This window comes from Acinetobacter sp. TR11 (assembly GCF_027105035.1).
GTDB lineage: Bacteria > Pseudomonadota > Gammaproteobacteria > Pseudomonadales > Moraxellaceae > Acinetobacter.
In genome coordinates, this window is sequence record NZ_CP114256.1 from 561,811 (window position 1) to 583,622 (window position 21,812).

At 40.2% G+C, this 21,812-nt stretch carries 24 protein-coding genes; 19 read left to right on the top strand and 5 right to left on the bottom strand.

The features are described 5' to 3' along the window. Positions 1 to 20 precede the first annotated feature (20 nt). Positions 21 to 794 carry an SDR family oxidoreductase gene (locus O1450_RS02700; RefSeq protein ID WP_269229607.1) on the bottom strand — a complete coding sequence of 258 codons (774 nt, stop codon included), beginning with the start codon at positions 792 to 794 and terminating at the stop codon, positions 21 to 23. A gap of 94 nt (positions 795 to 888) precedes the next feature. Here O1450_RS02700 and mazG point away from each other — a divergent pair, with 94 nt between their 5' ends. The 9 genes from mazG to yjgA all read left to right on the top strand — a co-directional run bounded on the left by mazG (position 889) and on the right by yjgA (position 7,550). After that, entirely contained in the window at positions 889 to 1,695 is an 807-nt protein-coding gene (mazG, locus tag O1450_RS02705; protein ID WP_269229608.1) for a nucleoside triphosphate pyrophosphohydrolase, read from the top strand. After that, positions 1,664 to 2,092: a ComEA family DNA-binding protein gene (locus tag O1450_RS02710; protein WP_269229609.1), complete on the top strand. Its 429-nt coding sequence runs from the start codon at positions 1,664 to 1,666 to the stop codon at positions 2,090 to 2,092. Before mazG ends, O1450_RS02710 begins: the two co-directional genes overlap by 32 nt. 138 nt (positions 2,093 to 2,230) lie before the next feature. Next, the gene (pcnB, locus tag O1450_RS02715) at positions 2,231 to 3,685 is read left to right on the top strand and encodes a polynucleotide adenylyltransferase PcnB (protein WP_269229610.1); all 1,455 of its coding nucleotides are present in this window, start codon (positions 2,231 to 2,233) and stop codon (positions 3,683 to 3,685) included. Then, positions 3,682 to 4,170, top strand: a complete 489-nt coding sequence (gene folK / locus O1450_RS02720; RefSeq protein WP_269229611.1) for a 2-amino-4-hydroxy-6-hydroxymethyldihydropteridine diphosphokinase — start codon at positions 3,682 to 3,684, stop codon at positions 4,168 to 4,170. Before pcnB ends, folK begins: the two co-directional genes overlap by 4 nt. Positions 4,171 to 4,208: 38 nt before the next feature. Then, positions 4,209 to 5,018, top strand: coding sequence for a 3-methyl-2-oxobutanoate hydroxymethyltransferase (panB, locus tag O1450_RS02725; protein WP_269229612.1), 810 nt, complete (start codon positions 4,209 to 4,211; stop codon positions 5,016 to 5,018). A gap of 3 nt (positions 5,019 to 5,021) precedes the next feature. After that, the gene (gene panC / locus O1450_RS02730; RefSeq protein ID WP_269229613.1) at positions 5,022 to 5,867 is read left to right on the top strand and encodes a pantoate--beta-alanine ligase; all 846 of its coding nucleotides are present in this window, start codon (positions 5,022 to 5,024) and stop codon (positions 5,865 to 5,867) included. Positions 5,868 to 5,890: 23 nt separating this feature from the next. Next, the gene (gene rapZ, locus O1450_RS02735) at positions 5,891 to 6,742 is read left to right on the top strand and encodes an RNase adapter RapZ (RefSeq protein WP_269229614.1); all 852 of its coding nucleotides are present in this window, start codon (positions 5,891 to 5,893) and stop codon (positions 6,740 to 6,742) included. Beyond that, complete coding sequence (locus O1450_RS02740; protein ID WP_087545614.1) at positions 6,739 to 7,008, top strand: HPr family phosphocarrier protein; 270 nt, start codon at positions 6,739 to 6,741, stop codon at positions 7,006 to 7,008. Before rapZ ends, O1450_RS02740 begins: the two co-directional genes overlap by 4 nt. Before the next feature lie 2 nt (positions 7,009 to 7,010). Then, complete coding sequence (gene yjgA, locus O1450_RS02745; RefSeq protein WP_269229615.1) at positions 7,011 to 7,550, top strand: ribosome biogenesis factor YjgA; 540 nt, start codon at positions 7,011 to 7,013, stop codon at positions 7,548 to 7,550. A gap of 45 nt (positions 7,551 to 7,595) precedes the next feature. On the opposite strand, the gene O1450_RS02750 is transcribed toward yjgA, so the two are convergent. Continuing rightward, the gene (locus tag O1450_RS02750) at positions 7,596 to 9,239 is read right to left on the bottom strand and encodes an acyl-CoA synthetase (protein WP_269229616.1); all 1,644 of its coding nucleotides are present in this window, start codon (positions 9,237 to 9,239) and stop codon (positions 7,596 to 7,598) included. 264 nt (positions 9,240 to 9,503) lie between these two features. Here O1450_RS02750 and thrS point away from each other — a divergent pair, with 264 nt between their 5' ends. From thrS to O1450_RS02770, 4 genes are all read left to right on the top strand, one after another. Further along, positions 9,504 to 11,426 (top strand): threonine--tRNA ligase, encoded by a 1,923-nt coding sequence (gene thrS / locus O1450_RS02755; protein WP_004664201.1) that lies wholly within the window; start codon positions 9,504 to 9,506, stop codon positions 11,424 to 11,426. Between the two features lie 5 nt (positions 11,427 to 11,431). After that, entirely contained in the window at positions 11,432 to 11,983 is a 552-nt protein-coding gene (gene infC / locus O1450_RS02760; protein ID WP_269230396.1) for a translation initiation factor IF-3, read from the top strand. A gap of 373 nt (positions 11,984 to 12,356) precedes the next feature. Next, complete coding sequence (locus tag O1450_RS02765) at positions 12,357 to 12,974, top strand: glutathione S-transferase N-terminal domain-containing protein (RefSeq protein ID WP_269229617.1); 618 nt, start codon at positions 12,357 to 12,359, stop codon at positions 12,972 to 12,974. A 27-nt stretch (positions 12,975 to 13,001) separates the two neighbouring features. Beyond that, on the top strand, positions 13,002 to 13,427 hold the full coding sequence (locus O1450_RS02770) for a YqaA family protein (protein ID WP_269229618.1): 426 nt from the start codon (positions 13,002 to 13,004) through the stop codon (positions 13,425 to 13,427). A 34-nt stretch (positions 13,428 to 13,461) separates the two neighbouring features. Here O1450_RS02770 and O1450_RS02775 read toward each other — a convergent pair whose 3' ends face one another. Then, entirely contained in the window at positions 13,462 to 14,715 is a 1,254-nt protein-coding gene (locus tag O1450_RS02775; RefSeq protein WP_269229619.1) for an MFS transporter, read from the bottom strand. A gap of 236 nt (positions 14,716 to 14,951) precedes the next feature. On the opposite strand from O1450_RS02775, the gene rpmI reads away from it, so the two are divergent. The 3 genes from rpmI (at position 14,952) to O1450_RS02790 (ending at position 16,168) form a co-directional block, all read left to right on the top strand. Next, the gene (gene rpmI / locus O1450_RS02780; RefSeq protein WP_004637967.1) at positions 14,952 to 15,146 is read left to right on the top strand and encodes a 50S ribosomal protein L35; all 195 of its coding nucleotides are present in this window, start codon (positions 14,952 to 14,954) and stop codon (positions 15,144 to 15,146) included. An 11-nt stretch (positions 15,147 to 15,157) separates the two neighbouring features. After that, positions 15,158 to 15,517 carry a 50S ribosomal protein L20 gene (rplT, locus tag O1450_RS02785; protein ID WP_004664213.1) on the top strand — a complete coding sequence of 120 codons (360 nt, stop codon included), beginning with the start codon at positions 15,158 to 15,160 and terminating at the stop codon, positions 15,515 to 15,517. Positions 15,518 to 15,610: 93 nt separating this feature from the next. Then, entirely contained in the window at positions 15,611 to 16,168 is a 558-nt protein-coding gene (locus tag O1450_RS02790; RefSeq protein ID WP_269230397.1) for an NADAR family protein, read from the top strand. Between the two features lie 155 nt (positions 16,169 to 16,323). On the opposite strand, the gene O1450_RS02795 is transcribed toward O1450_RS02790, so the two are convergent. Then, positions 16,324 to 17,325: a hypothetical protein gene (locus tag O1450_RS02795; protein WP_269229620.1), complete on the bottom strand. Its 1,002-nt coding sequence runs from the start codon at positions 17,323 to 17,325 to the stop codon at positions 16,324 to 16,326. A gap of 230 nt (positions 17,326 to 17,555) precedes the next feature. Between O1450_RS02795 and pheS the strand changes: the two genes are divergently transcribed. The 3 genes from pheS to O1450_RS02810 are packed head-to-tail and all read left to right on the top strand — an operon-like array spanning position 17,556 to position 21,244. Further along, positions 17,556 to 18,536 (top strand): phenylalanine--tRNA ligase subunit alpha, encoded by a 981-nt coding sequence (gene pheS / locus O1450_RS02800; RefSeq protein ID WP_269229621.1) that lies wholly within the window; start codon positions 17,556 to 17,558, stop codon positions 18,534 to 18,536. 33 nt (positions 18,537 to 18,569) lie between these two features. Beyond that, entirely contained in the window at positions 18,570 to 20,951 is a 2,382-nt protein-coding gene (pheT, locus tag O1450_RS02805) for a phenylalanine--tRNA ligase subunit beta (protein WP_269229622.1), read from the top strand. After that, positions 20,948 to 21,244 carry an integration host factor subunit alpha gene (locus O1450_RS02810; RefSeq protein WP_004664224.1) on the top strand — a complete coding sequence of 99 codons (297 nt, stop codon included), beginning with the start codon at positions 20,948 to 20,950 and terminating at the stop codon, positions 21,242 to 21,244. The genes pheT and O1450_RS02810 overlap by 4 nt, the downstream gene beginning before the upstream one ends. A 99-nt stretch (positions 21,245 to 21,343) precedes the next feature. Here O1450_RS02810 and O1450_RS02815 read toward each other — a convergent pair whose 3' ends face one another. Continuing rightward, positions 21,344 to 21,595, bottom strand: a complete 252-nt coding sequence (locus O1450_RS02815; protein WP_004664225.1) for a hypothetical protein — start codon at positions 21,593 to 21,595, stop codon at positions 21,344 to 21,346. Positions 21,596 to 21,812: the final 217 nt, after the last annotated feature.

Genomic DNA, 21,812 nt, shown 5'->3' on the forward strand with positions numbered 1-21,812 from the left:
GAGATGCAGCTTTTTTATGCTTAACGCTTCGATAGGAAAATATTAGTCAATCGATTTAAAAACTGTGGACTGATGCTCGACAATTGATACATCAGTTTGGTTTTTATCCCTACAGGAGTATGAGTTGGAATCAGGGCATGATCTTTTTGTTGGGCTAACTGTAAGACTTGTTTCGCAACATCCGCAGGGGTTAAATCCACACCAATATTTTGAATACTGCCCGCATTCATATTCTTTACCATATCGGTTTGTACAAATAGAGGCATTACATCGAGTACGCGAATATTATATTTTTGCCATTCTACATCTAAGGCTTCTGTTAAGCCTCGAACCGCAAATTTACTCGCAGAGTACGATGCTAAATCAGCTTGTCCATAAATTGCTGAGGCGGAGGATAAATTAATCACACGAGCAAAACTGGCTTTTTCTAGATGGGATAACCCAGCATGGCAACCGTTCAGAACCCCTTTGATATTGATATCCACAGTGCGATGATGGGATTGAATTGACGTCTCTTCAAATGCGCCAGAGTATAAGATTCCAGCGTTATTAATTAAAATATTCAGTTCGCCTGCCCAATTTTTAAAATCTTGTAGTGCCATTTTCCACTGGCGAAAGTTACTAACATCCAAATAACCCGCTTTGGCATTTTCACCAAGTTCGTTGGCTAAACGAAGCGCTTGCTCATCATTAATATCATAAATACCGACTTTATAACCATGACGATGAAAGATGCGCGCAATCTCAGCACCAATTCCTTGTGCCGCTCCACTAATAAATACGCTATGTTGCATTGCTTTCCCTTGCTTTATCATATTTCTTTAATCGGCGTATATTACGCATAAGCAGGTTCAAGCTGCAACAATTTGGCTGTATTTGGAGAGGATCATGGAAAAGTTATTAGAAATTATGCAAGAATTGCGACAAAAATGCCCATGGGATCAACAACAAACACCTAATAGCTTGACTTGCTATGCGATTGAAGAAGCCTATGAGGTTGAAGCAGCGATTCGAGAGGGTGATCTAAATGAAATTCGCAACGAGTTAGGCGATTTGTTATTGCAGGTCGTGTTCCAATCTCAGATGTATAGTGAACAAGGCGCATTTAACTTTCATGATGTTGTAGATGCGATTAGTGAAAAATTAATTCGTCGTCATCCACATGTATTTCAAGCTGAAAAATATCAAAATTTAGATTCAGAGCAAGTCAGTGAATTATGGAAAAAAATTAAGCAGCAAGAAAAACAAGGTAAGGCTCAATCTCGACTAGATGCAGTGAAACATGCGCCAGCATTGGTACAGGCACATGAGATTCAAAAAAAAGCAGCGCAGTTGGGTTTTGATTTTGAAACAGTTGAAGATGCTTATGCAAAACTAGATGAGGAACTAGAGGAGTTACAACAAGCGATCAAAAATCAAAAAAGTGATGAAATACAAGAAGAGTTTGGCGATTGTCTATTTTCTTTAATCAATGTAGGACGTAAACTTGGTCTGTCGAGTGAGACTGCATTACTGGCAACGATTCATAAATTTAGAAGCCGATTTGCATATATTGAACAACAAGCACAAAGACAAGACAAAGACTTGCAAGAAATGAGTTTGGCAGAAATGGACGAACTCTGGGAGCAAGCAAAAAGACACTTAAAACTTCAGGGGAAATCCAATGAATTTGCCGCAGCTACGCAGCAAACATAATCTTTTTTTATTCATTTTTATATATTTAGGGTGTTTTTCATCTGTAGATGCGCAGCCATTCGATCAATCCTATGAAAAATGGAAAGCGCAACAACAGGCACGTGATCAGCAATTGGCGAAGCAACCAAACAATAATTATTATTTATCAAGACCCACGGCACAACAAGGTTCAAAGCAAGTTTCATCTTCTGTAAACATTCAAGGAGATAAAATTAGTTTGAACCAAGCAAATTTACAGCAGCTACAAACGTTGAATGGCGTGGGTGAGAAAAAAGCTCAGGCAATTGTTGAATATCGCCAAAAGAATGGTGGTTTTAAAACGATAGATGAGTTGGTCAATGTAAAAGGAATTGGACCCAAATTGCTTGAGAAAAATAAAGCACGCTTAGGATTATAGGATAAAAATAAAGATGATATTGCATTAAAACATACTGATCTGTTGAAACTTCAACAGAATAAATTGCCCTTTGAGTGTGTTAGAGCTATGATTAGCGACAAATTGTTATTTACGTCCTGACGTAGGAGACAGTGTCTTTTGCAAACTTTGCGTGCGTCAAAATGTGGTCTGTCCACAACCCAACTCCCTTCTTCAATATTAGATGTGATTGATAGCCTGACGAAAGCTGGCTATGAGGCATATATTGTAGGCGGCGGTGTTCGCGATATGATGTTAGGTCTTAATCCTAAGGATTTTGACGCTGTTACCAATGCAACACCAGCTCAAGTGAAAGAAGTTTTTGGTCGACGTTGCCGAATTATTGGTCGACGTTTCGAATTAGCACATGTTTATTCTGGTCGCGAACTGATTGAAGTCGCAACTTTCCGCGCTCCTCCCAAAAAAGCAGTCACCAGTGCTTCCGGTATGATCCTGCGAGATAATAATTGGGGAACAATTGAGCAAGATTTTGCGCGTCGAGATTTCTCAATTAATACTTTGTATTATCAACCGCGCCAAGCGATCGTGCTAGATTTTTGTCATGCAGTTGATGATATTAAAACGCGTACTTTGCGTTTTCTAGGTGAGCCTGCACAGCGGTTTGAAGAAGACCCCGTGAGAATGTTACGTGCCTTACGTTTTGCTGCGAAACTTAACTTTCAAATTGATCAATCGATTATTGATGTTTTTAATGTTGAGCTGACGCAACTGTTACGTGATGTCTCACCGCATCGTTTATATGATGAGTCTCAAAAGCTCTTTACTATGGGGCATCTCGCGCGTGTTTTGCCGATGTTGATTGAGTTTGGGGTCTGGAAACAGTTATTTGCTGAAATTCCTCCAGAACTCACGACTTTTATTGAACGTGCAGCCAAGAATACCGATCAGCGAATTCAAATTGGCAAGACCATTAATCCAGCATTCTTCTATGCGGTCTTGTTGTGGAAGCCATTTTTAGAACGCTGTGACTTTTATTTAAATAAAGGTGTTGTGCCTGCTGAAGCGCGTGCGCAAGCGGGTCTTGATGTGCTTAAACGTCAGGCGACACGAACTATTATTCCGCGTTTTGCAGAAACTTTCATTCGTGAAGTATGGGAAATGCAAACCCGTTTGCTCAATCCAAAACCACAGCAAATTGAAGCTTTAGCTGGACATGCACGTTTTCGTGCAGGCTTTGACTTCTTGTTGTTACGTGAGAAATCAGGTGATAGCAGTACCGAAGGCATGGGGATTTGGTGGGAAGCTTACCAAGAAATGTCAATCGATCAGAAAGAAGTCGCAATTCGTCAATACAACCGTCAACGTAGTAAAACACGTCGTAAGACAGTTGAAGTTGATGAGCCAAAGACCACTGAGATTGAGCCTTTGGTCAATGTCCCTGAGCCAAGAAGTCGTCGTGCTAAAAAAGAACGTGTGAGAGCCGATGAATCTTCGAGTCGTTTTATCGAAAAAGCGACTATGGGTTCTGGTCAAATTCATACGGATCACCCGATTCTCAAGCGTAAACGGGTACAGCGTGATTTAGCCCAAGTTGTTTTTGGACCAACACAATGACGACTCGTGCTTATATTGGTCTTGGTAGCAATTTAGGCGATTCACAACAGATTCTTAGCGAGGCTGTTGTGAAGCTGGCTAGTTTAGGTCCGGTAAAAGTTTCAAGACTTTATCAAAGTCCGCCAATGGGGCCGCAAGATCAGCCGAATTATTTAAATGCGGTTGTTCAACTCGATACCACACTTGCACCGCTTGCCCTATTAGATCAATTACAACAATTCGAGCAAGATGCAGGACGTATCCGTGCGCGGCGTTGGGGCGAGCGAACGCTTGATCTTGATTTGCTGATCTATGGTCAAGAGCAGATTCAAAATGAACGTTTGACCGTACCACATATTGGTATTTTAGAACGTGATTTTGTGATTGTTCCCTTATTGGATTTAGATGCTCATTTACAGTTGAATGGGTGTCGATTAAAAGATTTAGAACTGGTACAGCAGGCAAATTTAACTGTAATCGCAGACCAGTCTTGGGCAACCGCTTAAGATTGCTTTGTTCTGGAAACGCCGTAGAGGACATCATCATGATTAGTCTAAGTGACTTAAGAAAATTTAAAGCCGAAGGACGTAAGTTCTCATGTCTCACTTGTTACGATGCAAGTATGGCTAAAGCGATGGAATTGGCTGAAATTGATACGATTTTAATCGGTGATTCTCTAGGCATGGCAATTCAAGGTCGAGATTCTACGCTGCCTGTGACAGTTGAAGATATGGCTTACCATACGGCAGCAGTGCGCCGTGGCAATTCACATGCTTTAATTATGACTGATTTGCCATTTATGAGTTATGCGACGCTTGAAGATGGTCTAAAAAATGCCAAAGCCGTGATGCAAGTAGGCGCACAAATGGTCAAGATTGAAGGCGGTGCGTGGCTTAGTGAATTAGTCCAAGTCTTGACCCGTAATGGTATTCCTGTGTGTGTACATTTAGGTTTAACCCCACAATCGGTACATGTATTTGGTGGTTATAAACTTCAAGCGCGCACACGTGAAGCAGCAGATCAGTTGATTGCCGATTGCCAAGCTGTGGTTGATGCAGGTGCTGCGGTATTATTATTAGAGTGTGTTCCAGCTCAGTTAGGCAAAGAAATTGCTGAACTATTTCCTAATACTCCAGTGATTGGTATTGGTGCGGGCAATGAAACTGATGGACAGGTTTTGGTTGTACAAGACATGCTTGGTTTGACTTTTGGTCGCGTTGCACGTTTTGTGCGTAATTTTATGAAAGAACAAGCGGGGGAAACAGCAATTATAGATGCGTTTAAATCGTATCATGCTGCTGTTCAAGATCAGTCATTTCCAGCGAAAGAACATACTTTTCAAGTTGAGCTCTAACTCATGAAAACAGAAACAACAATACAAGGCTTAACTGCATCATTAGCACCAGCAAGAACAACAAAAAAATTAATTGGTTTTGTGCCAACTATGGGGAATTTGCATGAAGGTCATTTGACTTTGGTGCGCGCTGCAAAAAAAATCTGTGATGTTGTTGTGGTGAGTATTTTTGTCAACCCAATTCAGTTTGGTGCAGGCGAGGATTTTGATAGTTATCCACGTACTTTAGAACAAGATAGTCGTTTGTTAGCAGATGTAGGTTGCGATATTATTTTTGCCCCTTCTGTCGATCAAATGTATGGTAAACAGCCTCGTTTAACCAATATTCGTGTTAGTCAAATTACCAATGATTTATGTGGTCAATCACGACCTGGTCATTTTGATGGTGTTGCAGTTGTTGTAACCAAATTATTCAATATTGTACAACCAGACTATGCTTTTTTTGGGCAAAAAGATTATCAACAATTGGCTGTAATTCGTCAGTTGGTGCAGGATTTAAATATTCCATTAGAAGTCATCGGCGTACCAATTGTACGAGCAGCAGATGGTTTGGCTTTAAGTTCACGCAATGGTTATTTGTCAGAAGAGCAACGAAGTATTGCGCCAACAATTTATCAGTTGTTAAAACAAGCAGAAGTTGCATTGGGAGAGGGGCAATCACTTTCGCAAGTGTTAGCAAATATCTCAACGGAATTGACACAAGCTGGATTTGTTGTGGATTATGTAGAAGCACGTCAGCCTAACTTGCAACCAATTGAAGAGTTTGATCGCGATTTAGTTTTGTTTGTTGCGGCTAAATTGGGCTCGACACGTTTGATTGATAATTTACAAATTAACTTTAAAACATAAAATAAATTAAAGGGCGATATGCGATGAAGCGTATTCTTATCGTTACAGGACAATCAGGTTCAGGAAAATCATCTGCATTACAGGTGCTTGAAGATTTGGGCTATTATTGTATAGATAATTTACCTTTGGCATTGTTGCCTGAAATTGTAGCTAAACTGGATCATGAAAATAACTTAGAGCAGTTGGCATTAGGTGTGGATATTCGAAGTACTCGTGCGGATATGCAGGAGTTTGACCATGTTTTTGAGCAATTAAAAAAGCATGGTACTGTGGATATCATTTACTTAACCACGCAAGATCAAGATTTGGTTGCACGGTTTAGCTCTTCGCGTAGACCACACCCGTTGGCAAATCGTTTTAATAGCCTGTTGCAATGTATACAGGAAGAAAAGCAACTGCTGATTCCGATACAATTCCGCTCTACGGTGCATATTGATACGACAGGTAAAAGCGTCCATGATCTCAAACATATCTTGCTGTCTCGATTGGGGCAGTCTGATAAGTTGATTGTGATTCTACAATCATTTGGCTATAAACATGGCATTCCGCTTGATGCTGATTATGTGTTTGATGTGCGTCATTTACCGAATCCACATTGGGATTTAGAGTTGCGTCGTCTTTCAGGGTTGGATGATCCTGTATGTCAGTTTTTAGAAAGCAATCAACAAACCAATGAAATGTTTACCGATATTTATAACTTCTTGGAAAAATGGTTGCCTGCTTTTGCAGAAGGACATCGCCACTACATGACCATTTCAGTCGGGTGCACAGGTGGGCAACATCGTTCAGTTTATATCGTGGATAGACTCAAACGAGCTCTTAAGGCAAAATGGACTGTCCAAATCTTACATAGAGAAATGAAGCACTGGTCATGATAGACACAACAATTGATGTAATTAATAAACTCGGCTTACATGCGCGTGCATCTGGTAAACTGATTGAAGTGACAACCAAGTTTAGCTCTTCGATACAAATCGGCAAGGGTGATAAATTGGTTGATGCAAAAAATATTATGTCTTTGTTGATGTTAGGTGCTGGTAAAGGCACAACATTAAGATTGGTGATTGATGGTGCTGATGAAGAAAAAGCACTGGAAGAAATTCAAACGCTGTTCGCAGCAAAATTTTATGAGGCAGAGTAATCGTGGCACGTGGTACCCAACAACGTTATACAGATGAAGATTTTGAGTCATTAGAAGGGCGTGCGAGTAGAACCGAGCAAAAAAAAGCTGTGCAACGTATGGCTGCTTTAGGTGAGCAATTGGCTCAACTCAATCCAAAACAAATTCAAAAGCTTCCTGTCGATGAGCGTTTGATTGATGCATTACTTGAAGTGCAAAAAATCAGTTCATTTGAAGCACGTCGTCGTCAGTTTCAACGTGTTGGTAAGTTATTGCGTAATGAAAATGAAACCACGATTTTATCTTATTTGACACCGCAGCAAGGTGCTAAAAAACAAATGCAATTGATGCGTTGGGTAGATCGAATGATTGATCAAGGTGACCCAATCATTAATGAGTTTAGTAAAGTTTTTAATGCTTCTGAACGCCATACTTTACGTCAGCATGTTTTGCGCATTCATCGAGATATCAAACAGCAGGTGAGTGAAGAAGATCTTGCAGCATCCAAGCTTAAATTTGTGAACTATGTACAGCAAGTCGCCTTGTTATCTGATCAAGGCTAAAGCCAAAAAGAAGTTTCCTCGGAAACTTCTTTTTATTTTGGGGTATTAACTTTCAAATGAGCCATCTGCTCGTTGTTTTGCCCATTCTCTTAAAATAAATTTCTGTAATTTCCCTGTTGATGTTTTTGGAATCTCAGTAATGACGACATCTTTGGGAACTTTAAAGCGAGCCAGTTCTTTTTGGCAATGTGCAATGATGTCTTCGGCGGATGCAGATGCACCTTGTTTGAGTTCAATAAAAGCACAAGGCACTTCTTGCCAACGTTCATCAGGTTTTGCGACCACTGCGGCGGTGAGTACAGCAGGGTGGCGGTAAAGTACATCTTCGACTTCGAGCGATGAAATATTTTCGCCACCTGAAATGATAATATCTTTAGAGCGATCAGTAATTTTGGCATAACCATCAGGATGGCAAACGGCTAGATCTCCTGTATGAAACCAACCACCTTTAAAAGCTTCTTCAGTCGCTTGTGGATTTTTGAGATAACCTTTCATCACGATATTGCCACGGAACATAATTTCGCCCATGGTTTGCCCATCATTCGGTACGGGTTGCATTGTTTCAGGATCAAGTACTCGCATACTGTCTTGGAGTGGATAAGGAACACCTTGACGTGAATGCAGTTGTGCCTGTTCTTGAATAGATAAGTCACTCCATCCTGCTTGCGAAGCACATAATGCCGATGGACCATAGGTTTCTGTCAAACCATAGACATGATTAACATTAATTCCAATATGGCGCATACCTTCAATAATCGCAACGGGCGGAGCAGCTCCAGCAACCATGACTTCAACATGGTGGTTGAAAGCTGTTTTTTGTTCTGCTGGAGTATTGATGAGCATCGATAAGACAATTGGTGCACCGCAGAAATAATCGACTTTGTGTTCAGCGATATATTTAAAAATTAAAACTGGATCAACTCGACGTAAGCAAATATTGGTGCCGCCACTGGCAGCAATTGACCATGCAAAACACCAACCATTACAGTGAAATAGTGGTAGTGTCCATAGATAAACCGCACGAGGTTTCATACCACATGCCAAAATATTACTAGCCGCATTGAGATAAGCACCGCGATGGTGATAAACCACACCTTTCGGATTACCTGTGGTTCCTGAAGTGTAATTCAGACTAATCGCATCCCATTCATCTTGTGGAAGTAGCCATTCAAATTCAGGATTACCTTTAGCTAACCACGATTCATATTCATATTGCCCAAGTGCAATTTGCTCACCTTCGTATTCCTGATCAAATACATCAATTACAATAATGTCTTGAGAGATGAGTGTTAAGGCTTCTGCTGCAAGTTGTCGAAATTCAGGATCGACCAAAAGGACTTTGGACTCGGCATGAGCCAGCATAAAAGCAATGGTTTTGGCATCGAGACGAGTATTCAGCGTATTGAGTACTGCACCTGCCATTGGTACAGCAAAATGTGCTTCAATCATTGCAGGTACATTCGGCAAGAGTACCGAAACGGTATCATTCTTTTGAATTCCTAACTGAGTGAGCTGATGTGCAAACTGGCGGCAACGTTGATAGCTTTGTTGCCATGTGATTTGACGTTCCCCATGAATAATTGCGGCTTGGTGTGGATAAATATAAGCAGCACGTTCTAAATAACGTAAAGGCGATAAGGCAACAAAATTTGCAGGGGTTCTCGGTAATTCATCATATGCACTAACCATGTGTTTGCTCCATTTGTGTTTTTTTCATTTATATCTATATCAACATAGTGTGTAATTCAGTCTAAATCATTTAGGCTTTAGTCGGAGATGAAGCCTAATCAATCTAGGTTTTTATGATTCAAAGGTTTCATACTCAACTAAACCTGTGTAAAATCTTGAATACTTTTTTATCCGCCGTTTTTTATCTTTTGAGGTTCGCCTCAATACATAATCTCGCGGTGATATGCTCCTTCGTATAGGGCATCACTCCTTAAGGATTTTATTATGCCAATTATCACTTTGCCAAATGGCGATCAAAAACAGTTTGATCAAGCCGTATCTGTGATGGACGTTGCATTAAGCATTGGTCCTGGTCTTGCGAAAAATACCGTAGCAGGTCGTGTCAATGATCGTCTAGTTGATGCTTCAGACTTGATTACCGAAGATGCAACTGTGCAAATTATCACGCCTAAAGATGAAGAAGGCGTAGAAATTATTCGTCACTCTTGCGCACATCTCGTTGGTCACGCTGTTAAGCAGCTGTTTCCAGAAGCAAAAATGGTGATTGGTCCAGTCATTGAAGAAGGTTTCTACTATGACATCTGGATGCCACGTCCTTTTACTTTAGATGATATGGCAGCGATTGAAGAGCGTATGAAAAAGCTCATCGATCAAGATTATGATGTCATCAAAAAAATGACACCACGTGATGAGGTGATTGCAGAATTCACAGCACGTGGCGAAGAATACAAATTGCGCTTGATCGCAGACATGCCGAATGAAACACAAATGGGCTTGTACTACCATCAAGATTATTTGGATATGTGCCGTGGTCCGCACGTACCAAACACTAAATTCTTAAAATCATTCAAGCTCACAAAAATCTCTGGTGCTTACTGGCGTGGTGATGCGAAGAATGAACAGCTTCAACGTATTTATGGTACAGCTTGGGCTGATAAAAAACAGTTAGCGGCATATATCAAACGTATTGAAGAAGCAGAAAAGCGTGACCATCGTAAAATTGGTAAAGCTCTAGATTTATTCCATATGCAAGAAGAAGCACCGGGTATGGTGTTCTGGCATCCAAATGGTTGGACCATCTACCAAGTGCTTGAGCAATACATGCGTAAAGTTCAGCAAGATAATGGCTACCTAGAGATTAAAACGCCGCAAATCGTCGATTTTACGCTTTGGGAAAAATCTGGTCATGCAGCCAACTACGCAGACAACATGTTTACAACTCATTCAGAGAGTCGTAACTATGCTGTTAAGCCAATGAACTGCCCTTGTCACGTACAAGTGTTTAATCAAGGCTTGAAATCTTACCGTGATTTACCAATTCGTTTGGCTGAATTTGGTTCTTGTCACCGTAATGAGCCATCAGGTTCTTTACACGGGATTATGCGTGTTCGTGGATTTACGCAAGATGATGCACATATTTTCTGTACCAAAGAACAAATTGGTAAAGAAGTTGCTGACTTTATTAAGCTGACTTTAGATGTTTATAAAGACTTCGGCTTTGAAGAAGTACAAATGAAATTGTCTACACGTCCTGAAAAACGTGTCGGTGATGATGCACTTTGGGATTTGGCTGAAAAATCTTTGGCAGATGCTTTAGATAATGCAGGCTTGGCTTGGGATTTGCAACCTGGTGAAGGTGCATTCTATGGTCCGAAAATTGAATTTTCATTGAAAGATTGCTTAGGCCGTGTATGGCAGTGCGGTACGATTCAATGTGATTTCAACTTACCAATTCGCTTAGATGCGTCTTATGTCACTGAAGACAACGATCGTGATCAACCAGTCATGCTTCATCGTGCAATTCTTGGTAGTTTTGAGCGTTTTATTGGTATACTAATTGAACACTATGCGGGCTTTATGCCGCCTTGGTTAACACCAATTCAAGCGTGTGTTATGAATATTACTGATTCACAAGCAGAAGCATGTGAACAAGTGGTTGCAAAACTCAAAGAAAATGGTCTTCGTGCTATTTCTGACTTGAGAAATGAAAAGATCGGATTTAAGATTCGTGAGCGTACCCTAGAGCGTATTCCTTACCTTCTGGTTCTTGGTGATCGAGAAGTTGAAGAAGGTACTGTTAATGTGCGTACTCGCTCAGGAAAAAATTTAGGTACTATGTCAGTAGATGCATTTATTGACCTAGTGAAATCTGCCGTTGCCGAACGCGGCCGGTACATTGTGGAGTAATAAAGATTAAACAGCCTGACCGTAACCAGCAACAAGGTGCTAAAAGTAACCGTCCTGCAATTAACGAAGAGATCCGTGCGAAAGAAGTACGCCTCGTCGCTGCAGATGGTGAGCAAAAAGGTGTTGTTTCATTAACTGAAGCATTACGTGCTGCTGAAGAAGTTAATCTTGACCTTGTTGAGATTGTTGCTAATGCAGAACCGCCTGTTTGTAAAATCATGGACTACAACAAGCACTTATTTGACTTAAAGCAAAAGCAAAAAGATGCGAAGAAAAAACAGCATCAAGTGCAAGTGAAAGAAATCAAGTTACGTCCTGCAACGGATGTAGGCGATTACCAAATTAAATTGCGTGCAATTTTACGTTTCCTTGAAGAGGGAAATAAGGTGAAAATCACTTTACGATTCCGTGGTCGTGAGATGGCACATCAACAGCTTGGTTTGGCTCAATTGCAAAAAATTGAAGCAGACGTTGCTGAATTTGGCGTTATTGAACAAGCGCCAAAGATGGAAGGTCGTCAAATGGGCATGTTAATTGGCCCGAAAAAGAAAAAGTAATTTTTTCTTAGAAAAAGCACCGCAATAGGCGGTGCTTTTTTATGTCAAAAAATTATGGATTGACCTACTCAGAAGCTTATAAGTCTCAACGACAGCTACTTAAAATAAAACATGTTAAACCATGACTAATTAAGTGAATTTATAACTGTAAGTTGTGCTTGTAGTTAGCATGTTTTATTTAGTCATAATATATAGGACATAGGTTATTTGGATAAAAACGGAAAGAATTTTTTAGGAAAATAAGTGTGATTTTCAAAATATTTTCTTTTAAAACATAGTTTTATTGTTTGTTTTTGTGTTGGGTTGCTGATTAGTAAGGAATAAATATGCTATAACGAGGCAACCATCATGAGAAAGATGAATAGGGTAATAAATGATTGACTTATATTATTGGGGTACACCTAACGGCCATAAAATAACAATTGCCTTGGAGGAAATGGGACTCGAATATCAGATTTTTCCTATTAATATTTTAGAAAATGATCAGTTCCAACCAGACTTCTTAAGAATCTCTCCTAATAATAAAATTCCAGCGATTGTTGATCAAAATGGACCACGAGGTGAACCGATTTCTGTATTTGAATCAGGTGCGATCCTACAATATTTAGGTCGGAAGACTGGATTATTCTATCCTACGGATGAACAAGAGCGAGTAGAAGTTGAACAATGGTTAATGTGGCAAATGGGTGGGTTTGGTCCAATGCTTGGTCAGAATCACCATTTTAATAAATTTGCACCTGAACGAATTCCGTATGCGATTGAACGTTATATCAATGAAACTAAACGCCTTTACACTGTTTTAAATAAACAATTGATTGGTCAGAAGTTTGTGGCGGGTGAGTATTCAATTGCGGATATGGCAATCTTGCCTTGGGCATTGCGTTATGAATGGCAAGGCATTCAACTTGAAGATTATCCATATGTGCAAGACTATATTGAACGCTTAACGGCGCGCTCTGCGATACAAAAAGCTTTGTCGATCCAAGTCTAATTTTTCTATAGTGTCTAAGTTCGCCTCATGAGTTATTGGTTGTTGTTTATATCTGCTTTTGGGGCTGCGACATTATTACCTTTACAGTCGGAAGCAGTATTAATAACCTTATTGATACAAGGGTTTTCTAATCCTCTTTATCTGATCTTTGTTGCAACCATTGGAAATGTCTTGGGTTCATGTGTGAACTGGTGGTTAGGAATGAAAATTGAACATTTTAAAGATAAAAAATGGTTTCCTGTTTCTGGACGGCGTTTAGAGCAGGCTCAACAGATTTATCATAAATATGGTTTTTATTCACTTCTACTGAGTTGGACACCCGTGATTGGTGATCCAATTACTCTGATCGCAGGTTTGATGAAGGAAAATTTTTGGCGATTCTTATTGGTTGTCACCATCGCCAAAGGTGGTCGTTATCTCACTTTATATGCTTTATATCTAGGAATTTTTTAAAAATAAGGGAAAGATTTAGCCTTTCCCAAAATACTTAATGATCAGTACCTTTAGTAATATCGACTTTAAATAAATTGCTGGTTTTAAACCAACAGTAACTTACAACTGCAAGCGTCATACAACCACCAAATATAGTTGCGGTGATTGTCCCAAGATATTTAGCTGCAAGACCAGATTCAAACGCGCCGAGTTCATTACTAGATGAAACGAACATACCATTCACTGCTGCAACTCGACCTCGCATATTTTCAGGCGGGAAAATTTGCAATACAGTTTGGCGAATTACCACTGAAACACTGTCACATGCACCAGTCATCATTAGTGCAAACAGTGACAGCCATATATTGTTTGAAAAAGCGAATAAAATTGTAAAAATACCAAAACCAGCCACTGCCAAGAGCATATTTCGCCAAGCGTGGTGCATAGGCGGGAACTTGGTCAGGACAATCATGGTGACGAGTGCGCCGATCGAAGGGGCGGCGCGTAGATAACCTAAACCTTCAGGGCCAACCTTTAAGATTTCTTCGGCAAAAATGGGCAACAGAGCAATTACACCACCAAAGAGTACCGATACCAAGTCTAGTGAGATTGCCCATAAAACAATTTTGGTTTTCCAAATAAAGCGAAAACCATCGGTCAGGCTTTGTAAGACATTCTCAGCTTCCATTTTTGGGAATGTACGTTTCTGTAAGCAATTAATCAAAATAAAGCAGATCGCCAATAATGCTGATACTGCAAAAAGACTCGTTTCACGTCCCAAAAATGCCAACATAAAGCCACCCAACATTGGCCCGATAATGACACCACTTTGCCAGCCGATCGTGGTCCAAGTGGCACCATTGGCATACAGTTCGCGTGGAATTAAAAACGGTTTGAGTGAGGTTGCTGATGGATTGTAAAAACCTCGAATAGTACCCAAGGCAAATATGACAGCATAAATGTCCCAAGAAAGTGTGCTAATACCAATTTTTTCTAAGCCATGTAAATGGAACAATGACCAAAGAACCAAAGGTAAAGGAATGGAAAAGAATAAACAGACTTTCATAATGCTTTGTTTATTCAGTTTATCTGCAAAATAGCCACCCCATAAAGAAAGCGTGATAAATGGGATTGCTTCAGCCAGACCAATAAAACCTAAGGTTAGGGGATCACGAGTGATTTGATAGAGTGAATAAGCAACAATAATTTCCTGAATTAAAATTGCCAGTGTTAAGCAAAATTGATTCAAGGTCACAATAGAGAAATCTCGATACCGTAACGCGGCGAATGCGTCATTCTGAATATTCATAAGAATAAAGATTTAATAATTTGATTCTATTATAGGTGCTGATTTTGTAGATTTTTCTCATAATTTGAGAATTAGTTATGGAAAATAACGTTTGAGAAAAATAAAGTAGTTGCTGTTAAAAAATGAGCATTTTACTTTTGTTTTAAAGGCAGATGCTATATGATACTGCCTTCCTTACCTGCAGGTCGATTTGCAATAGTGCAAACGAGCCGAACAGGTGCCCAAAAGAGGTTACTATGGCTAAGTTAAAAACTCGCCGTGGTGCAGCTAAACGCTTTAAAGCGACTGCAAACGGTTTCAAGCGCAAACAAGCATTCAAGCGCCACATTTTGACCAAAAAATCTGCTAAGCGTATCCGTCAATTGCGCGGTTGTGTAATGGTTCACGTAAGTGACGTTGCATCAGTTCGTGCTATGTGCCCATACATCTAAGGAGATTATAAATGGCTCGTGTAAAACGTGGTGTAGTGGCTCATCGCCGTCACAAAAAAATTCTTGCTCGCGCTAAAGGTTACTATGGTGCTCGTTCACGCGTTTACCGCGTAGCGTTCCAAGCGGTAATCAAAGCTGGTCAATACGCTTACCGTGACCGCCGTCAAAAGAAACGTCAATTCCGTGCTTTATGGATTGCGCGTATCAATGCTGGTGCTCGTCTTAACGGTTTGTCTTACAGCCGTATGATCGATGGCTTGAAAAAAGCTCAAGTGATCATCGACCGTCGCGTATTAGCTGATATCGCTATGCATGATGCAGTTGCATTTGCTGCTTTAGCTGAAAAAGCTAAAGGCGCATTAGCTGCATAAGCTTAGAGATTCAAAAAAAGACCGCTTTTTAGCGGTCTTTTTTATTTTTAGTGAATTGGATTTTCAATAATAGATAATAATCAGAGATAGATGATGCAAGATGAAATTTTTTTAAATGATTTAATTGAAAAAACTAAACAAGGTCACCAGTTCAAGTATTTATATTTTTGGGGACATACTCCAAAGCAAGCCAATCTTGTTGATAAAAGTTGTTTGAGTCAGTGGTTTCCATCGCCATTTAAACAGGATGGAATTGAATATCTCACGGCTGAACATTATATGATGGCGCAAAAAGCGAAACTCTTTCATGATGATGAGATATTTAATCAAATTTTGAAGGTCACACATCCAAATGAGGCAAAGCAACGTGGTCGAAAAGTGCAGAACTACGATGAACAAGTGTGGTTAGAAAAACGCTTTGATATTGTGGTGGAAGCCAATCTAGCTAAATTTTCACAGCATCCTGAACTAAGCGATTTCTTAATAACGACGAAGGATCGTATTCTTGTTGAGGCATCACCCGTTGATAAAATTTGGGGTATTGGTATGGCGCAAGACCATGAACAGATTCAAGATCCGAAACAATGGAAAGGCCTAAACCTACTTGGTTTTGCACTCATGCAGGTTCGGTCTCAATTTCTGGTTCAGTAGTATTGAGCCTTTGGGAAGAAGCTATACTCAGATTTATTGTATAGCCCTTATATAAGTCTGTTCAAACATGCTGATGTTATGACGATAGAATTTGAGCCATCATCTGAATCTGATTTTATCAACATCTATGAATATGACTGAGCGTTTGATGGGAGTTATAGCCCAAAATAATAAGCAACTAGACAAATAATCACGGTTAATATAATCAATTTAATTACGCCAGACGCACCTACTTTATGATGGGGAGACTTATCAATCTGATGTGGAATTTCCATGGTTCGGTCAATGATTTCAGGTTCTTCTGCCGTAAGTTGAGCCGTTTGGTAGTGATTTGCGGTTTTTACAATCAGCTTTGCAAATAAGTCATCAGTTTTTTGTGAAAAATTACGGAGATTGATCTGTTCTTCAGGGCTAATTAACTCACCTGTAGCCGTATAAGGATGCTTTCTTTGTTGTTCTAAATAATCAGTTAATGCTTGTGTGCGATGTAATAAACGATGCGCACAGTCCGCAGGATAATCGGTTGGAATGAGTGCAAGCTGTTTGCTTGAAATAGCTGTTGGATTAATCTCGTAGCCGTAAAAAGGAAAGTCTTGTTGTTCAGGTTCTAAAAAGTCTTCAGTATATTTATGATTGAATAACTCTCGTTCTAAGAAAACGGCAATCTCATTCCAATTTACCTTCTGTAAGTCTGCATCAACTTTTTTTGCGAATTTATCATTCAACTCATAACGCCAAAAGCTTTCTTCGCGGAGCGTTGTGCATTGAGAAAGTGGAGCTTCAAACTCATTATCACTGTTGTACCACTCTGCAAGTTCAAGTCCACAAATCCATGCGGTTTTTTTATTGCCTTGATGGCTCACAATAAAATGCGCAAAAGGAAGCAGCTCTACGTTAGCATTTGGATTTTGCTCATCATTAAGTACGCTAGATAAATGCAGGCTGAGTTTTTTAACGCCTTGTTTTTTTAGGCCTTCAAGCCAAATCTGGAAATGTTGTGCCAATAGATGTTGAGACAGTAAGTCTCTAAAAATCAGTCGATTTTGATTGAAAATTGGATGTTCAATCCAGCGGCTAAAATTGAGTTCACCTGCAAGAAACTCATTGCCATAAGTCACTAATGTAAGCTGTTGTTTCCAGATTTGATCAAGCGCCATCGTTATTCTTTCTCATTGACGATATCGGTATCTTATACATTTTATTCAATTGTTGAGTAATTTTCAGAAATTTTAGTTGATCTGCTTAGGTATCTTGTTGTTTTATTTTTGCGTCTATATTTTCAAAAGTACGCTATTTAAACCGCTGTTTATTTTCATCAAACCGGTAAAAAGCTGATAAACTATAGCGTTTTATTATATTTCTATATTTTGTTGCTTTGAGAGTTACTATGTCACTGGAAGCCCTGACCACTGAAGCGCTTGCTGCCATTGCAGCGGCTCAAGACCTTGCTGCACTCGATCAAGTTCGTGTGCAATTTACAGGGAAAAAAAGCCAGCTTGCAGAGCAGTCGAAAGCACTTGGAAAAATGGATCCTGAAGAACGAAAAGTACAAGGTGCTGCCATCCATGCTGTTCGTGAAGCAATCAATGCAGCTTTGACCGAGCGTCAACAGACATTACAACAAGCTGAACTTGCAAAAAAATTAGCAAGTGAAACCATTGATATTACTTTACCGGGCCGCGGTCAGCGCATGGGAAGTATTCATCCTGTTACTCAAGTACAAGAGCGTATTTGCCAATTCTTTACTAAAGCGGGTTTCCAAATTGCTCATGGTCCAGAAGTTGAAGATGATTATCACAACTTTGAAGCCTTAAATATTCCGGGACATCACCCAGCCCGTGCGATGCATGACACTTTCTACTTTGATGCAACGCATTTGCTTCGTACCCATACTTCGGGCGTGCAAATTCGAACCATGGAAACCAGTCAGCCGCCAATTCGTATCGTGTGTCCTGGCCGTGTTTATCGTTGTGACTCAGATCAAACCCATTCGCCAATGTTCCATCAGATCGAAGGTTTGTACGTTGCTGAAAATACTAGCTTTGCTGAGTTAAAAGGTTTATTGATTAACCTACTCAATGAGTTCTTTGAAAAAGATTTAAAAGTACGTTTCCGTCCATCTTACTTTCCATTTACAGAGCCAAGTGCAGAAGTGGATATTATGGATGAACGTGGTCGTTGGTTAGAAGTTTTAGGCTGTGGCATGGTGCATCCAAATGTATTGCGTGCTGCAGGAATTGATCCTGATAAATACAAAGGCTTTGCCTTTGGTCTAGGGGTAGAACGTTTTGCAATGTTGCGTTATGGCATCAATGATTTGCGTATGTTCTACCAAAATGACGTGCGTTTCTTACGCCAGTTTGCCTAAACAGTTTTTCAGGATTAAAGAAGGTTTATACAAATGAAAATTAGTGAAAATTGGTTACGCAGCTGGGTAAATCCAGCCATTGATAGCGATACATTGTCTGATCAATTGACCATGTTGGGTTTGGAAGTTGATGAGTTAGCGCCTGTAGCAAAACCGTTTAGCGGTGTGGTTGTTGGTGAAGTCCTTACGGTTGAACAACATCCAGATGCAGATCGTTTACGTGTGACCACGATTAATATTGGTTCAGGTGAACCCTTACAGATCGTATGTGGTGCGCCAAATGTTCGTGTGGGCATGAAAGCTCCTGTTGCAACGATCGGTGCAGTATTGCCAGGCGATTTCAAAATTAAAAAAGGCAAGCTGCGTGGTGTGGAATCACAAGGTATGCTCTGCGGTGCTTCTGAAATTGATTTAGAAGACAAAATTGATGGTTTGTTAGAGTTGCCTCCTGATGCACCAGTGGGAATGAATATTCGTGAATATTTAAAACTTGATGACAATGTGATTGACATCAGTATCACGCCAAACCGTGGTGACTGCTTTAGTATCCGCGGGATTGCGCGTGAAATCGCGGTGATTAACCAGCTTGAAGTGAATGAGCCAAAGATTCAGGCCATTGCAGCAAATATTGCTGATGAGAAAGTGGTCAGCATCAGTACAGAAGGTACACCACGTTATTTAGGTCGTATCGTTAAAAATGTCAATGTGAAAGCGCCAACCCCTGAATGGATGGAACAGGCATTGACACGCTCAGGCATTCGTACCCATAGTATTTTGGTGGATATTACCAATTATGTGTTACTTGAACTCGGCCAACCGATGCATGCTTTTGATTTGGCAAAAATCGAAGGTTCGATTCAAGTGCGCCAAGCGCGACCACAAGAAAAACTGACTTTGCTCAACGATCAAGAAGTTGAATTGCAAGATGACATCATGGTCATTGCCGATGATCAAAAACTATTGGCGATTGCAGGGATTATGGGTGGGTTGGATTCATCGGTAACTGATGAAACTCAAGATATCTTCCTTGAAAGCGCATTCTTTGCACCTTTAGCTATTGCAGGACGTGCTCGTCGTTTTGGTTTGCATACTGACTCATCACAGCGCTACGAACGTGGTGTAGACTTTGAATTGCCAATGATCGCCATGCACCGTGCTTCTGAGCTGATTCAAGCCTTTGCTGGTGGTGAGTTTGGTCCAATTACGGTTGCTGAGCAAGAGGCTTTATTGCCGAAGCGTGAAGCGATTGCATTAAAACAAGCACAAGTAGACCAATTGTTGGGCTATCCAGTTGCTGGTGATTTTATTGCGGATGCGTTAACACGGTTGGGCTGTGTGGTGGAAACCAAAGCTGAAGGAGAGTGGAGTGTTGTCCCACCATCACATCGTTATGATATGGCAATCTATCAAGACCTGATTGAAGAAGTTGCACGTATTCACGGCTATGACAATATTCAAATCAGTTTGCCAAAAATTGATGTGCAATTAGAAAAGTATCAAGACCGTTTTGAAGTTGCACAATTACGTCAAACTGTTGCGACATTGGGTTATCAAGAAGCTATCAGCTTTAGCTTTGCTGATGCAAAACTTGAAAAGCAGTTGAATCCAAATGTACAACCATTAATGCTTGCCAATCCAATTTCAAGTGATTTGGCAGCAATGCGTAGTACCTTGTTATCGAGTTTGATTCCTTGTGTACAGTACAATCTCAATCGTCAACAGCAGCGTGTACGTTTCTTTGAGTTGGGCTTGCGTTTTGATTATCAGAATGCGCAAAGTATTCATGATCTTCAGCAAATTCCAACTTTGGCACTGATTGCCGTTGGTTCTCGTACACCAGAATCTTGGCATGTGAAACCTCAAGCAATGGATTTCTTTGATTTCAAAGGTGAGATTGAGGAGGTTTTAGCTGCGGGTCGTGTGAATGTTGAATTTGTTCGTACTGAACGTGCGTGGCTACATCCAGGTCAATCAGCTGAAATTCTAGTCAATGGACAATCGATTGGTTATCTCGGTCGCTTACATCCATCTTTGGAAAATGAACTTGATTTAGGCATAACTTGGGTTGCTGAGCTAGATCAACAGGCGGTTTTGCAATCTTATGTATCTAATTTTACAGAATTATCACGTTTTCCATCGGTTAGACGTGATATTGCGCTTTTAATCTCTGATAATATTGAGGTAAGAGATATTCAGCGGTTAATTGAGCAAACTGGTGGAGAGTTACTCGACTCTACATGGTTGTTCGATGTGTATACGGGGCAAGGGGTTGAACAAGGCAAACGCTCTTTAGCTTTTGCAGTGTTGTGGCAACACCCAACTCGTACGCTTGAAGATGCTGAAATTAAATCTGGTATGGATAACATTATTCAAGTGTTGGAAGACACTTACCAAGCGACATTGAGGGCCTCATGACAGCATTAACAAAAGCAGAGATGGCGGACCATTTAAGTGAGCTTACTAGCTTAAATCGCCGTGAAGCAAAACAGATGGTCGAGCTATTTTTTGATGAAATTAGCCAAGCATTAATTGCGGGTGAACAAGTCAAACTTTCTGGTTTCGGTAATTTTGAATTACGTGATAAACGTGAACGTCCAGGACGCAATCCAAAAACGGGTGAAGAAATTCCGATTTCTGCCCGCCGAGTGGTTACGTTTAGAGCAGGTCAAAAATTTAGACAGCGCGTTGGAAATGAGCAGATCGATTGATCTGCTTTTTTATAGTGATATTTTTATTTGATTAAAAATCTAGGCGTAAAAAAAGAGAACCTATAAAGGTTCTCTTTTTGATAATCTAAAAATATTAGATTATTGAGCAGCAGAAGCTGGAGCAGCTTCAGAAGCAGCAACGTCAGAAGCAGCAGCAGCAACGTCAGAAGCAGCAGCAGCAACGTCAGAAGCAGCAGCTTCAACAGCAGTAGTAGCTTCAGAAGCAGCAGCTACAGCTTCAGAAGCAGCAGCGTTAGCATCAGCAGCAGGAGCTTCTTCTTTCTTAGAGCAACCAACGAAAGCTAAAGTAGTAGCAATAGCAGCAGCAACAGCGAATTTTTTGAATAACATGGCATCACTCTCATAAAATTGTGAGATTAAAAAAAACCTAGAGTTAGTCTGTTTGTGCTTTTATTATTCCTAAACGCTTTAGGTAACAACGCAGGGAGCAGCCTAACTGGTCTGTCGCTATCCTATCAAAGCAGATCATGAATTACTACTGTTCTGTCCAACAAAACAACAAAAATGGGCAGAATTTGGCTATTTTTTGATAGAAAAAAACTATGGA